The organism is Streptomyces sp. NPDC102451 (assembly GCF_044765485.1).
Classification (GTDB): Bacteria; Actinomycetota; Actinomycetes; order Streptomycetales; family Streptomycetaceae; genus Streptomyces.
Map to the genome: position 1 here is coordinate 127,909 of NZ_JBIWKD010000018.1, position 13,340 is coordinate 141,248.

Sequence of the window (13,340 nt, forward strand, 5' to 3'; positions counted from 1 at the left end):
GGCAGAACGGCGGTTGCGACGGCAGCCGTCAGCGGAGACGTGACCGCGTCCCCGGCACACCACGGTCACAGCCTGCGGTAGACATCGCTCCTGTGCCCGAGGTGGACGACCAGAATGACCAGGACGTCCCCCTGGACCTCGTACACCACACGGAATTCTCCCGCGCGCACGCGGTACAGACCGTCGTGTCCCGACAGCTTCTTCACGTCCGCGTCCTCCCTCCACGGGTCCTCTCCGAGAGGGGTGAGGGCGGTCAGGATGCGGAGGGCGTCCTGCCGGTCGATCGCGCGGAGCTGGCGCTGGGCGTGGGCGGTGAAGCGGAAGGCGTACTTCACGCGGCCGGGTCTCCGCCCTCGAACAGGTCCGCGAGAAGCTCCGCCATGCCGACCGTCGGGTCCTGCCGGTGCGCCTCGGCTTCGCGGGCTGCCAGTTCGTCCGCCGCCGCGTCCAGTGCGTCGAGTACCTCTATGGGCACGAGTGCGGCGACCCGCTTGCCGTTACGGGTCACGACGGTGGTCCGACCGGCCTCGGCCCTGTCGATGACCTCGGCCAGATGGGAGCGAGCCTCACGTACGGTCACGGTGTCAGCCATGCGGCAAGTGTACGCGCGATTGTGTACACCTGCCCGCTCCCACGGGGCCCCGGGGGCAGCGACACCCCGGGCCCCGTGCGGCACGGTCAGATCAGGCCCTGGGCCAGCATGGCGTCCGCGACGAGCTCGAAGCCCGCGATGTTCGCGCCCACCACGTAGTTGCCGGGGCTGCCGTACTTCTCGGCGGTGGTGTGGCAGGAGTCGTGGATATGGCGCATGATCTCCGCCAGCCGCTCCTCGGTGTGCGCGAACGACCAGGAGTCGCGGGAGGCGTTCTGCTGCATCTCCAGGGCGCTGGTGGCCACCCCGCCCGCGTTGGCCGCCTTGCCGGGGGCGAAGGCGACGCCCGCGTCCTGGAAGACGTGGACGGCGTCGGGGGTGGTGGGCATGTTGGCGCCCTCGGCGACCGCCTTGACCCCGTTGCGTACGAGGGTGAGCGCGTCGTCCTCGTGGAGTTCGTTCTGGGTGGCGCAGGGCAGGGCCACGTCCACCGGGACGCTCCAGACGCCGGTGCCGGGGACGTAGCGCACATGGTCGCCGCGCCGCTCGGCGTACTCGGAGATCCGGCCGCGGCCGTCCTCCTTGACCTCCTTGAGCAGCGCGAGGTCGATGCCCTTCTCGTCCACGACGTAACCGCCCGAGTCGGAGCAGGTCACGACGGTCGCGCCGAGCTGCTGGGCCTTCTCGATGGCGTAGATGGCCACGTTGCCGGAGCCGGACACCGCGATGCGCTGGCCTTCGAGGGACTCGCCGCGCACCCGGAGCATCTCGGCGGTGAACAGGACGCAGCCGTAGCCGGTCGCCTCGGTGCGGGCCTGGGCGCCGCCCCAGCCGAGGCCCTTGCCGGTGAGCACGCCGGACTCGTAGCGGTTGGTGATGCGCTTGTACTGGCCGAAGAGGTAGCCGATCTCGCGGCCGCCGACGCCGATGTCACCGGCGGGTACGTCGGTGTACTCGCCCAGGTGGCGGTGGAGTTCCGTCATGAACGACTGGCAGAACCGCATGACCTCGGCGTCGGACCGGCCCTTGGGGTCGAAGTCCGCGCCGCCCTTGCCGCCGCCGATCGGCATGCCGGTGAGGGCGTTCTTGAAGATCTGCTCGAAGCCGAGGAACTTCACGATGCCGAGGTTGACGGAGGGGTGGAAGCGCAGTCCGCCCTTGTACGGGCCGAGCGAGCTGGAGAACTCGACGCGGAAGCCGCGGTTGACGTGGATGTCGCCGGCGTCGTCCGCCCACGGCACCCGGAAGATGAGCTGCCGCTCGGGCTCGCAGATGCGCTCGATGATGCGGGCGTCGACGAACTCCGGACGCTGCGCCAGCACGGGGCCCAGGGTTTCGAGGACCTCGCGCACCGCCTGGTGGAACTCGCCCTCGCCCTGGTTGCGCCGGAGGATCTCCGCGTACAGCGGCTCGATGACACGGTTCTCGGCGGTGCGCGGGGTGAGGGAGTCGGAGCTGGCCGGCATCTGATCAAGACCTTCCATGGGTGGGCTCTTGCGCGTCGGCGCTCCCTGTCCCCGGGGGCGCCGGCGGCCCGTGGGGACCGTTCGCACCCCGCAAGTCTCGCAGCGCGGCCCCGTCGCGCTCCTGCGACATCCACATAGTGGCCATGGGTGTCGGTCCGGTACGGGCGCTTCTGCCCCCGTACACCCGTTCCCGCCGGGGCGGACGGGCCGTACGCCACCCGCGCCGTGGGGCGGCGCGGGTGGCGGATCTCACAGCCGGAGGAGGACGGCCGTGAGATCCGTGCGGCCCCGGGGTCAGGCCGCCGCGTTCTCCGTGACGGTGACCTTTCCCTTGCGGATGGTCGCCACCCGAGGCGCCTTGCGGGCGAGGGAGCTGTCGTGGGTGACCATCACGAAGGTGAGCCCGTGCTCCTTCCACAGCCCGTCGAGCAGTTCCATGATCTCGTCGCGCATGGACTCGTCGAGGTTGCCGGTCGGTTCGTCGGCGAGCAGCACCTTGGGCCGCTTCACCAGGGCCCGGGCGATCGCGACGCGCTGCTGCTGGCCGCCGGACATCTCGCTCGGCAGGTGGGTGGGCCGGTCGCCGAGGCCCACCGACTCCAGGGCCTCCGCGGCCCGCTCGCGGCGGATCTTCGCACCGAGCCCGAGGGGTACGAGCGCGGTCTCGACGTTCTCCTGGGCGGTGAGCGTCGGGATCAGGTTGAAGCTCTGGAAGACGAATCCGATGGACTCGGCCCGGACCTTGGTGAGCCGGGACTCGGGGAGCTTGGCCAGGTCGACCCCGTCGAGCTCGATGGTGCCGGAGGTGGGCCGGTCCAGTCCGCCGAGCATCTGCAGGAGGGTGGACTTGCCGCCGCCGGTGGGGCCCTGGATGACGAGCCGTCCACCGTCCTCGATGGTCAGATCGACACCGGCGAGCGCGTCGACGGGATTCTTGCCGCGCATGTAGCGCTTGGTGACGCCCTTGAGCTGGTACACGTGTGGACTCCTGCTGTACGTACGAGAGGGGTGGGGCGGGCTGTGTTACGCGACGCGGCGCAGCGCGTCGGCCGGCCGCAGCCGGGACGCCCGCCAGCCGCCGAAGGCACCCGCGATGAGTCCGCCCGCCACCGCCAGGCCGACGGCGATGAGGATCGTGGTGAGGGAGACCGGCGCGGTCAGGGCGATGTCCAGGGTCTTGGACGCGGTCTGACGGCCGCCTCCGCCGCCGCCCATCGGGCCGCCGCCGCCCATGCCGCCTCCGCCGCCGCCCCCGCCGGTGGAGCCGAGCTGGGCGGTGAGGGTGGGGCTGATGGCGGTCACGACGTAGGCGCCGGCGACGCCGACGGCGATGCCGAGGACGCCGCCCATCAGGCCGTTGACGAGGGCTTCGCCGATGACCTGGCGGGTGACGCGTCCGCTCTTCCAGCCGAGGGCCTTGAGGGTGCCGAACTCCCGCACCCGGCGGCTGACCGCGGAGGAGGTCAGCAGACCGGCGACGAGGAACGCGGCGATCAGGACCGCGATGGAGAGCCACTTGCCGACGCTGGAGGCCAGGTCGGAGGCGGTGGAGAGGGAGCCGGACACCGTGTCGGCGAGGTCGGCGGAGGTGGTGACCGTCGTGCCCGCGATGTTCTTCTGGATGGCGGCCTTGACGGTGTCTATCTGCTGGGAGTCGGCGGCCTGGACGTAGACCGTGGTGACCTTGTCCTTGGAGTCGGCGACGGTCTGCGCCTGCTTCAGCGGGATGTAGACGTTGGCGGCCGCGTCGCCGCTGTCCGCCGTGGAGACGCCCACGATCGTGTACTTGGTGCCGGAGATGGTGACGGTCTTGTCGACCGCGAGCTCCTTCTCCTTGGCGTAGGCGGAGTCGACGACCGCGACCTTGGCGTCGGTCTCGGTGGCCTTGAAGGTCCGGCCCTTGGTGATCTTGGAGGAGGTCAGCGGGCCGAGGTCCTGCTGGGTGACGTCGGTGCCGTACACGGTGAAGGAGTTGACGTCGAAGGATGCTCCGCCGCCCTGGACCTCACCCTGCGGCTGGCCGCCGCCGGCGCCGCCCCGGCCGCCGCCCTGGCCGCCCTGGGACGCGCTCTCGTCCTGCTTGAACTCGCCGCGCTTGAACTGGCCGTCGACCTTCATGACCGTCAGGCTCAGCCCGCCGACCGCGTCCGCGACGCCGTTCTGCTCGCCCACCTTGTCGACGGTGCTGGAGGCCAGCGTCTGGAAGCCCTGGACCATGACGCGGTCCGTGCTCTGGGTCGCTTCGTCGTCGTCCTTGGCGTCGAAGTTGAACTTGGGCCGCTCGGTGCCGCCGGAACCCTGGGCGGCGGCGGCCTTGGTCACCGTCATGTCCGTGCCGAGGCCGTACAGCGATTCGAGGACCTTGTCCTGGGCCTTGCTCATGCCCGAGGAGACCGAGCTGACGATGATGACCAGCGCAATGCCGAGGGCGAGCCCCGAGGCGACGACGAGCGCCGCCTTTCTGCGGCGGCGCAGCTCGCGCCGGAGGTAGGTGAAGAACATGGCGTGAAGATATGGACCGGGCGTGATGAGGAGTTAAGTCTCCGATGAGAGCTGGATGAGAACACCGGCAGCGCGCATACGTACCGTCCGCACACGCCGAAGGCGGCGGCGCCCGGAACGGTCCGGGTGCCGCCGCCTTCGGAGGGGGAAGGGGCTCGGTCAGGAGGTCAGACGGCGTCCGCCGTCCACTCCGACCAGCTCATGTTCCAGCCGTTGAGGCCGTTGTCCGGGGAGATGGTCTTGTCCGGGGAGTTCGTGACGACGACCACGTCGCCGACCATCGAGTTGTTGTACAGCCAGGCGGCGGGCGTGTTGGGGTCGTCCGCGCCCTTGGTGTCGGAGAGGCCGACACAGCCGTGGCTGGTGTTCGCGCTGCCGAAGATCGACTTGGCGCCCCAGTAGTTGCCGTGGATGAAGGTGCCCGACGTGGAGAGCCGCATGGCGTGCGGCACGTCCTTGATGTCGTACTCACCCTTGCCGTCGTCGTCCGTGAAGCCGACCGTCGAACCGTCCATACGGGTCTCCTTGAACTTCTCGGAGATCACCATCTGGCCGTTGTACGTCGGGTTGTCGGAGGATCCGGCGGAGATCGGGATGGTCTTCACGGTCTTGCCGTCCCGGGTGACCGTCATGGTGTGCGCCTTGGCGTCCACCGTCGAGACCTGGTTGCGGCCGACCTTGAAGGTGACCGTCTTCTGCTGCACACCGACGACGCCGTCGGCGCCCTCGACGCCGTCCAGGGCCAGCTTCAGCGTGACGGTGGAGCCGCCCTGCCAGTAGTCCTCGGGGCGCAGGTCCAGGCGCTGGTTGTTGAACCAGTGGCCGACGACTTCCTGGCCGCTGCTGGACGTCACCTTGATGCCGTCCTGGACGGCCTTCTTGTTGGTGATCGCCTTGTTGAAGTTGATCGAGACCGGCATGCCCACGCCGACGGTGGAGCCGTCCTCGGGGGTGAAGTTCCCGATGAAGCTGTTCTCGGGCGACACGGTGGTGAAGGAACTGTTGGCGTGCGCCTCGCGGTCCTTCGAGTCGGACGCCGTGGCGCTGATCTTGTACGTCGTCGAGCGCTCGAGCTGGCCGCTGGGCTTCCAGCTGGAGCCGTCGGCCGCGAGCGTGCCCTCGACCGCGTCGCCCTCCGCCGTGGTCATCGTGACCTGGGTCAGCTTGCCCTTGGCGACGGTGACCATCGCGGAGCTGTTGATGCTCGCGTTGGTCGCACCGTTCTTCGGGGCGATCGTTATCTGCGCCTCGGAGGCGTCCTTGGCGGCCGCTTCGTCCACCTGCGCCTGTGACGTCTTCGAGCTGTCGGCGCTCGCGCCGCTGTTACCGCCGTCGTCGCTACAGGCCGAAAGCACCAGCACGCCGCCGAGCAGTGCGGACGCGGCCATGAGGCCCCTGCGCCGCTTGCTGTCCGTCATCACAAGCTTCTCCATCGTTGCCGATTCCCCAAGATCCCCGGACAGGGTCGCCCGACGGCGATTCCCCGTCAATGTTCCAAGAACACCGTGACCGGGTCTTCCGTTCCACATCCGCCGTGGATGTGGGGAACACCACTCATCGACGCACCCGGAACGGCGGCGGTTCCCGCCCCCTGTGAGGAGTGCCCCGGCGGCGTCAGCGTTCCGTGTTCCCGCCGCCTTCTTCGTCGTCCGTCTCATTGTCCTCGATCCCGTAGTACGCCTCGTCCCCGTCCTCTCCGGCGGTCCAGTCCTCGGCGTCGGGGTCGTAGTCGATCGTCTCGCTGCTCCAGGAGGCCTGGGTGAGCTCGACCCCGGGCACCTGGCTCACCAGATCGAACGGGTCGATCAGCGAGGCGAGGGCCTCCGCTGCGTCTTCCCTGACGGTCTCCTCGGCATGCGTACGTTCCTCGGCCGACTCGTCGGCGGAGGCGCCGGTGGCGGTGAAGTCGGCGGCGATGCTCTCCAGCGCGGTTCCGGTCAGGGCGTCCGCATCGCTGATCTCCAGCACCATCTCCACGCGAAGCCGAACAAATGAGGGTGTCTCCGAAGTGCTCATACGCCGGAGCGTAAGGCTCATGGGAGCTGTGGCTTTCCACCGACCCGCTGCTTTGCTTAGCATCGGCCCACGGGGCTAACTGATGGTTGTCGCAAGGGGATCGATTCTGTGTCCATCGCTCGTCGCACGCTGCTGACCACCACAGCGGCAGGCACCCTGCTCTGTGCTCTCTGGTTCGTCCCCTCCGCGAACGCGACGGGCGAGGCAGGCGCACGGAGCGGTTCGGCCGGCTCGTCCGCCGGTTCCTCCACGGAGGTCCGTCAGGCCTCCGCCGCGGGGGAGTTCACCTCCCAGGACACGCTCGCCGACACCGGGACGGGCATCGACACGACGCCCTACCTGATCGGCGGCACGGCCTCCCTGTGCGTCGGTGCGGGGTTCGTCGTCTACTCGGTGCGCCGGGGCTCGGCGCCGGGCACCGGCTTCTGAAGTACGCGAGGGCTGCCGCATCCCCCGGGGTGCGGCAGCCCTCGTACGTACGGGCCCGGGTGCTCAGGCCAGCGGGCCGGTCACCGTCTCCACGGCCGCGACCAGCTTCCCCTCCCGTACGAAGGCGTCGGCGGCCTCCAGGTCCGGCGAGAGGAACCGGTCGGGGCCCGGTCCCTGGACGCCGGCGGCCCGCAGCGCGCCGATGACGGCCTGCGAGGCGGGCCCGGGGTTCAGCCCCTCGGCGGCCCGCAGCTCGACGGCGCGGGTGGCGGCGTACAGCTCGACGGCCACGATCCGGGCGAGGTTCGTGACGGCGGTACGGAGCTTTCGCGCCGCCGACCAGCCCATGGAGACGTGGTCCTCCTGCATCGCGGAGGACGGGATCGAGTCGACGGACGCCGGGACCGCGAGCCGCTTCAGCTCGCTGACCAGTGCGGCCTGCGTGTACTGGGCGATCATCAGCCCGGAGTCGACCCCGGCGTCGTCGGCGAGGAACGGCGGCAGCCCGTGCGAGCGGTTCTTGTCCAGCAGCCGGTCCGTGCGGCGCTCGGTGATCGACCCGAGGTCGGCGGCGACGATCGCCAGGAAGTCGAGGACGTACGCGACGGGGGCGCCGTGGAAGTTGCCGTTGGACTCCACCCTTCCGTCGGGCAGCACGACCGGGTTGTCCACGGCCGAGGCCAGCTCGCGGTCGGCGACGAGCGCGCCGTGCGTGAGGGTGTCGCGGCCCGCGCCGTTGACCTGCGGGGCGCAGCGCACGGAGTAGGCGTCCTGGACCCGGGGGGCGTCGTCCTGGTGGTGGCCGGTCAGGCCGGACCCGGCGAGCACCCGCAGCATGTTGTCGGCGGAGACGCCCTGGCCGGGGTGCGGGCGGATCGCGTGCAGCTCCGGGGCGAGGACCCGGTCCGTACCGAGGAGCGCCTCCAGGGAGAGCGCGGCTGTGATGTCCGCGCTGGTGTAGAGGTTCTTCAGGTCCGCGAGGGCCATCACGAGCATGCCCAGCATGCCGTCGGTGCCGTTGAGGAGGGCGAGGCCCTCCTTCTCGCGCAGTTCGACGGGGGTGATGCCGTGCGCCGCGAGGAGCTCACCGGCGGGGCGTACGACGCCGTCGGGGCCCTCCGCGTCGCCCTCGCCCATCAGGGCCAGGGCGCAGTGCGAGAGCGGGGCGAGGTCGCCGGAGCAGCCGAGCGAGCCGTATTCGTGGACGACGGGGGTGATGCCCGCGTTGAGCACGTCGGCCATGGTCTGCGCGACCTCCGGGCGTACGCCGGTGTGGCCGGAGGCCAGCGTCTTGAGCCGCAGGAACATCAGCGCGCGGACGACCTCGCGCTCCACGTGGGGGCCCATGCCCGCCGCGTGCGAGCGGACGATGTTGCGCTGCAGCTGCGCCCGCAGATCCGGGCTGATGTGCCGGCTGGCCAGGGCTCCGAAGCCGGTGGAGACGCCGTAGACCGGCTCGGGCTTGGCGGCGAGGGCGTCGACGATCTCCCGTGCGGCGGAGAGCGCCTCGACGGCGGCGGCGGAGAGCTCGACCCTGGCGCCCTCGCGGGCCACGGCGACGACGTCCTCGGCGGTGGTTCCGGACGTCCCCACCACGACTGTGTGCATATCCATATTCAGAAGCGTACGTACTGAAAGCCGTCATGTCACCAGTGGTCGCGGGGTTGGCCCCTTACCGATCGCCGCCGGGCGGGTTGCCGCGCAGCCTGCGGCGGTCGTGGGGGGACTTGGGCGGGGAGTCCGCGAGCCGGATCACGTCGCCGTCCCGGCCGGCGACCACCGGCCTCCGGGAGTGCGCGGCCTTCGCCTGGTACTGGGCGGCGTCCGCCAGCCGGAAGAGCCGGCGCGCCGACTGGACCGGGCCGATGTCGTCACCGGTGGACGCGACCCCGCAGGCGACCCCGTCGCCGGGCTCCAGGGCGACGGCCCGCGCGCAGAGCTCCTCGGAGACCCGGACCACGTCGTCCGCCGGGGGGCCCACGGCCAGCAGACAGAACTCGTCCCCGCCCAGGCGTGCGGCCAGGGCGCCGGGGAGCATCGCGCCGCAGAGCGAGAGCACGGAGCCGAAACGTTCCAGCAGACGGTCGCCGACCGCGTGGCCGTGTGTGTCGTTGACCGTCTTGAGGCCGTTCAGATCGCACACCACCAGGCTGACCACGGTGCCCTCGGTGCGGTACCGGTCCACCGCCTCGTCGAGACGGAGATCGACGGCCCTGCGGTTCGCGAGACCGGTCAGCGGGTCCGTGAAGGCCAGCTTGCGGACCTCCTCCAGCCGCTCGGTCTGCGCGATGCCCGCCGCGACGACGGCGGCCAGCACGGTCGCGAAGTCCGTGTCGTCCCGGTCGAAGACCGGGGCCCCCGCCGGGCGGGCCACGTACAGCTCGCCCCAGGCCCGTCCGTGCAGCACGATCGGTGCCACCACGCAGCAGCCCCGCCCGCGCCGGCGCAGCGCGGCGACCCGCTGATGGCAGTACGGGCGCGCGCCCCGGGCGGGCGCCCCGGCGGCCGGGGCGCCGTCGGCGGTCTCCACCCAGGCGTCGGGCTCACCGCCGCCCGCCCAGCGCTCGTGCAGGAACTCGGTGATCTCCGGGAACTGGTGCACGGGGTAGGCCTCGTTCTCGGGGAACTCCTCCTCGCCCTCGGCCCGCTCCCCCGCGTTCACCAGCACGCGCAGCCTGCCCTGGTCCCGCTCCCACACGGAGAGGGCGGCGAAGCTGCCTCCCAGCGCCTCGCACGCCCCCACCGCCGCGGCGTGCCAGGACTCGCGCGGGGTGTAGGCCGCCGCCATCGTCTGTGCCAGCGCAACCACGGCGCGCAGCCGCGCATCATCACCGCCCATCGCCCCAGCTTAGGGAGGTTTGTAGTGATTTGATCAGTTGGCAGCGCTGATGATCTTCAGAAGCTTCCCGGGCTCACTCGCCGGGCCAGCTGGGCTTCCGCTTCTCGTTGAACGCGGCGACCCCCTCGGCCCGGTCCCCGGAGAAGGCCACGGACCGCCATGCGGCGTCCTCCACCTCCAGACCGGCCCGCAGGTCGAGGCCCTGCCCCAGCCGCAGGGCCCGCTTGGCCGCCCGGAGCCCGACGGGCGAGTTCGCCGCGATCCGGGCGCCGAGCGCCAGCGCCTCCTCCCGGTCCCTGCCCGCCTCGACCAGCTCGTCGACCAGGCCGAGCTCACGCGCCTCGGCCGCCTCCACCCGCCGGGCGGTGAAGACCAGCTCGGCGGCGCGCGCCGCACCGATCCGGCGGGGCAGCAGCTGTGTGCCGCCGCCGCCCGGGATGACGCCCACGGACACCTCGGGCAGGCCGACGACGGCCGTACGGTCGGCCACGATCACGTCGCAGGCCAGCGCGAGCTCGTAACCGCCGCCGAGGGCGAAGCCGTGCACGGCGGCGACGACCGGCATCGGGAGCTCCAGCACGCCGGTGTAGGCGGCCCGGGCCGTGGGCCGCTGCCGCACCAGCTCGGCGTCGGTGAAGGAGTTCCGCTCCTTGAGGTCCGCGCCCACGCAGAAGGCCCGCTCATGGCTGGAGGTGAGCACGGTGGCCCGCACCCCCTGATCGGCGGCGAGCGCGGCGCAGGCCTCGGCGATGGAGCGCGCCATCGCGGTGCTCACGGCGTTCATCGCCTCGGGCCGGTCGAGCACCAGCTCCGCGACGTGGTCCTGGCCCTCGTGCCGCCGTACGACGACGAACTCCCCGAACCTCTGCTCCGACGTGACACCCATGTCTGCACCCCTCCGGTTAACGAGCGTTACCGGAATCCTAGGCGGAGGCGTTTTCCGCACCCGCCCGTCAGGTCGACGACCCGTCCGTCAGGTCGACGCCTTGCCCCGCCGGGCCAGCAGCCACGGCTCGACCACGCCGAGCCCGCGCACCGGCCGCTGCCACATCGGCTGCAGCCCGAAGCGGTACGACGGGTGCGGCGGCTCCTCGTCCGGGCGGTGGTCCTCCTTCTCCGCCAGCCGGGCCCGCTCGGCCGCCGCGGCGGTCTCCTCGGCCTCGGAGGCGGGGGCGTCGCCGTTCCTGATCAGCTCCGCGGCGAACGCGCCGTCGACCAGCACCGCGTCCTTCGGCGCTATCGACGTGAGCCGGCTCGCCAGATTCACCGTCGTGCCGAACACGTCGCCCATGCGCGTGGTGACCGTGCCGAACGCGATGCCGACCCGCAGCGAGGGCATCGTGGTGTCCTGAGCCATCGCCTCGACCAGGCGGAGCGCGATCTCGCCCGCCGTGCCCGCGTCGTCCGCGGCGAAGAGGACCTCGTCGCCCAGGGTCTTGATGAGGCGTCCGCCGTGCGCGGCGACCAGGTCGGCCGAGGTGGTCTCGAAGGCCTCGACCAGCTCGCCGAGTTCCTCCTCCTCCAGCCGGCGGGTCAGCCGGGTGAAGCCGACCAGGTCGGCGAAGCCCACGGCGAGCCGCCGGTCGAACATCTCCTCGTCGTCCCCGGTCTGCACGACCCGGCCCGTGGCGGCGGCGAGCTGGCGCCGCCACACGTAGACCAGGAATTCCTGCAGCTCGGGCAGGAGCAGCTCGATCAGGGGATAGGTGACCTCGGTGCGGGTCATGCCGGGCTCGGGGGGCTCGGTCAGCCCCGCCAGGAACGAGTCGATCTGCCACTCCGCGAGCCGGGCGGTGGTCTGCCCGGTCGACCGGGCCACCTGGATGGCCATCGGCTCGCTGAGCAGCCCGGCCTCCACGAGACCGGCGAGGCGGCGCAGCGCCAGGACGTCGGCCTCGGTCAGCGCCTTGGCCTGCCCGATGTCGGCGAATCCCATCGCCCGCCAGAACCGGGAGGCCAGGTCCATGGAGACCCCGGCGGTCCTGGCCGCCTGGAACGGCGTGTAGCGGCGGTCGGCCCCCAGGATCAGGGCCTCCAGCCGGATGGCGAGCGGGTCGTCCGTCGGTTCGGCCGTGTGGTCGACCTCGTGATGCGGTGTCGAGTGGACGGACGGTCCCGACGAGGGCTCCGCGCCGTCGTCGGAGTTCGTGTCGTCGACGGTCACCGGCCGCCTCCTGCCCGTTCCCTGCGCACTGCCCTGCCGATCTGTCGCTGGATCGCCTCAACGATACGGCAGGTGTGCCCTGGCTCACGTCCCCGGTGGCGCGGTCTCACCTGATCCGGGCGTCCCGCACACGCATGGCCGACCCGTGTGCGCGGGGGCGCCGGGTCAGACGAGGCCGCCCTCCTCCCCGCGCAGGTGGACGATGTCCCCGGCCGACACGGGCTCCTGCAGGCCGTCGCCCGTGGCCAGCACGAGCCGTCCGTCGCCGTCGATCGCGACGGCCTCGCCGACGAGCGACCGGTCGCCCGGCAGCTCGGCCCGCACCGTCCGGTCGAGCGTCGCGCAGCCCGCCGCGTAGGCGGCCTGGAGCCCGCTGTCGGCGGCGTCGCCGTTCACGTCGCGCCACTTCCCGTACCACTGTTCGAGTGAACGCAGGACGGCGCGGAGCAAGGTCTCGCGGTCGGTGGAGACTGCTCCGGCGAGCGCCAGCGAACCGGCGTGCGGGGCGGGCAGCTCGGCGGCGCGCAGCGACACGTTGAGGCCGATGCCGATGACGACGCCGTCCCCGGCGCGCTCCGCGAGGATGCCGCCGGTCTTGCGTTCCGTGCCGCCGATGGTCACCAGGAGGTCGTTGGGCCATTTCAGTGCCATGTCCACGCCCGCCGACTGGGCGAGGCCGGTGGCGGCCGCGACGCCGGCGAGCAGCGGCAGCCATCCCCACCGCTCGGCGGGCACGGCGCCGGGGGTCAGGTAGACCGAGAGGAAGAGCCCCGAGCGGGGCGGGGCCGTCCAGCTCCGGTCGAGCCGTCCGCGGCCCGCGGTCTGCTCCTCGGCGACCAGCACCGCGCCTTCGGCCAGGCCGCCGCCGGCGGCCCGTGCCGCGAGGTCGGAGTTGGTGGAGCCGGTCGCCTCGACGACGTCGAGCGAGGTCCACAGGCCGTCGGGCCTGAGGAGCCCGCGGCGCAGCGCGGCGGCGTTCAGGGGCGGCCTGTCGAGGTCCGACCAGCGGTTGTGCGGCGCATCCGGAGGTGTCATGCAACCCACATTAGGTGTGGCCAACGACGCACTGCCGAACCGTATCCGCGCCGATACGCTACGGGTCAGTAGCCAATACCGCCGACGAGCAGACCGCCGTCGAGCACATACCGGTCCAGCACGTTACTGGAGTACCGGATGTACCAGCCGTCCCCGTGACCAGGCAGGGAGCCGCCACCCGATGTCCGAGCCGCAGAGCGACATCCACACCACCGCGGGCAAGATCGCGGACCTGCAGCGCCGTATCGAAGAGGCCACACACGCAGGTTCCGCCCGTGCCGTCGAAAAGCAGCACGC

At 71.5% G+C, this 13,340-nt stretch carries 13 protein-coding genes; 1 reads left to right on the top strand and 12 read right to left on the bottom strand.

Going from position 1 to position 13,340, the window contains the following annotated elements; translation table 11 throughout:
- Positions 1-65: 65 nt before the first annotated feature.
- The 7 genes from ACIRD8_RS30840 to ACIRD8_RS30870 all read right to left on the bottom strand — a co-directional run bounded on the left by ACIRD8_RS30840 (position 66) and on the right by ACIRD8_RS30870 (position 6,576).
- Positions 66-335, bottom strand: coding sequence for a type II toxin-antitoxin system RelE/ParE family toxin (locus ACIRD8_RS30840; protein WP_403998748.1), 270 nt, complete (start codon positions 333-335; stop codon positions 66-68).
- A complete protein-coding gene (locus ACIRD8_RS30845) occupies positions 332-592 on the bottom strand; it encodes a type II toxin-antitoxin system Phd/YefM family antitoxin (protein ID WP_403998751.1) in 261 nt (86 codons plus the stop codon). Before ACIRD8_RS30845 ends, ACIRD8_RS30840 begins: the two co-directional genes overlap by 4 nt.
- Positions 593-678: 86 nt before the next feature.
- Positions 679-2,058: an NADP-specific glutamate dehydrogenase gene (gene gdhA, locus ACIRD8_RS30850; RefSeq protein WP_403998754.1), complete on the bottom strand. Its 1,380-nt coding sequence runs from the start codon at positions 2,056-2,058 to the stop codon at positions 679-681.
- Positions 2,059-2,352: 294 nt separating this feature from the next.
- Positions 2,353-3,036 (bottom strand): ABC transporter ATP-binding protein, encoded by a 684-nt coding sequence (locus tag ACIRD8_RS30855; protein ID WP_099174794.1) that lies wholly within the window; start codon positions 3,034-3,036, stop codon positions 2,353-2,355.
- Between the two features lie 45 nt (positions 3,037-3,081).
- Entirely contained in the window at positions 3,082-4,560 is a 1,479-nt protein-coding gene (locus tag ACIRD8_RS30860) for an ABC transporter permease (protein WP_403998757.1), read from the bottom strand.
- Positions 4,561-4,727: 167 nt separating this feature from the next.
- Positions 4,728-5,993 carry an Ig-like domain-containing protein gene (locus tag ACIRD8_RS30865; RefSeq protein WP_403998760.1) on the bottom strand — a complete coding sequence of 422 codons (1,266 nt, stop codon included), beginning with the start codon at positions 5,991-5,993 and terminating at the stop codon, positions 4,728-4,730.
- Between the two features lie 181 nt (positions 5,994-6,174).
- Positions 6,175-6,576 (bottom strand): hypothetical protein, encoded by a 402-nt coding sequence (locus tag ACIRD8_RS30870; RefSeq protein ID WP_403998763.1) that lies wholly within the window; start codon positions 6,574-6,576, stop codon positions 6,175-6,177.
- 108 nt (positions 6,577-6,684) lie between these two features.
- Between ACIRD8_RS30870 and ACIRD8_RS30875 the strand changes: the two genes are divergently transcribed.
- Positions 6,685-7,005, top strand: a complete 321-nt coding sequence (locus ACIRD8_RS30875) for a hypothetical protein (RefSeq protein WP_403998766.1) — start codon at positions 6,685-6,687, stop codon at positions 7,003-7,005.
- A gap of 63 nt (positions 7,006-7,068) precedes the next feature.
- On the opposite strand, the gene hutH is transcribed toward ACIRD8_RS30875, so the two are convergent.
- The 5 genes from hutH to ACIRD8_RS30900 form a co-directional block, all read right to left on the bottom strand.
- Entirely contained in the window at positions 7,069-8,619 is a 1,551-nt protein-coding gene (gene hutH, locus ACIRD8_RS30880; protein ID WP_403998769.1) for a histidine ammonia-lyase, read from the bottom strand.
- Between the two features lie 58 nt (positions 8,620-8,677).
- Positions 8,678-9,844, bottom strand: coding sequence for a diguanylate cyclase domain-containing protein (locus ACIRD8_RS30885; protein ID WP_403998772.1), 1,167 nt, complete (start codon positions 9,842-9,844; stop codon positions 8,678-8,680).
- A 73-nt stretch (positions 9,845-9,917) separates the two neighbouring features.
- The gene (locus ACIRD8_RS30890) at positions 9,918-10,730 is read right to left on the bottom strand and encodes an enoyl-CoA hydratase/isomerase family protein (RefSeq protein ID WP_403998774.1); all 813 of its coding nucleotides are present in this window, start codon (positions 10,728-10,730) and stop codon (positions 9,918-9,920) included.
- Between the two features lie 87 nt (positions 10,731-10,817).
- Positions 10,818-12,008, bottom strand: a complete 1,191-nt coding sequence (locus tag ACIRD8_RS30895; protein ID WP_403998777.1) for an adenylate/guanylate cyclase domain-containing protein — start codon at positions 12,006-12,008, stop codon at positions 10,818-10,820.
- 165 nt (positions 12,009-12,173) lie between these two features.
- On the bottom strand, positions 12,174-13,043 hold the full coding sequence (locus ACIRD8_RS30900) for a biotin--[acetyl-CoA-carboxylase] ligase (protein ID WP_403998780.1): 870 nt from the start codon (positions 13,041-13,043) through the stop codon (positions 12,174-12,176).
- Positions 13,044-13,340 lie beyond the last annotated feature (297 nt).

Bases quoted from the DNA above. Each gene is read 5' to 3' on its own strand.
- ACIRD8_RS30860 (WP_403998757.1), bottom strand. From the start codon at position 4,560: ATGTTCTTCACCTACCTCCGGCGCGAGCTGCGCCGCCGCAGAAAGGCG.
- ACIRD8_RS30870 (WP_403998763.1), bottom strand. From the start codon at position 6,576: ATGAGCACTTCGGAGACACCCTCATTTGTTCGGCTTCGCGTGGAGATG.
- ACIRD8_RS30900 (WP_403998780.1), bottom strand. From the start codon at position 13,043: ATGACACCTCCGGATGCGCCGCACAACCGCTGGTCGGACCTCGACAGG.
- hutH (WP_403998769.1), bottom strand. From the start codon at position 8,619: ATGGATATGCACACAGTCGTGGTGGGGACGTCCGGAACCACCGCCGAG.
- gdhA (WP_403998754.1), bottom strand. From the start codon at position 2,058: ATGCCGGCCAGCTCCGACTCCCTCACCCCGCGCACCGCCGAGAACCGT.
- ACIRD8_RS30865 (WP_403998760.1), bottom strand. From the start codon at position 5,993: ATGGAGAAGCTTGTGATGACGGACAGCAAGCGGCGCAGGGGCCTCATG.
- ACIRD8_RS30885 (WP_403998772.1), bottom strand. From the start codon at position 9,844: ATGGGCGGTGATGATGCGCGGCTGCGCGCCGTGGTTGCGCTGGCACAG.
- ACIRD8_RS30890 (WP_403998774.1), bottom strand. From the start codon at position 10,730: ATGGGTGTCACGTCGGAGCAGAGGTTCGGGGAGTTCGTCGTCGTACGG.
- ACIRD8_RS30845 (WP_403998751.1), bottom strand. From the start codon at position 592: ATGGCTGACACCGTGACCGTACGTGAGGCTCGCTCCCATCTGGCCGAG.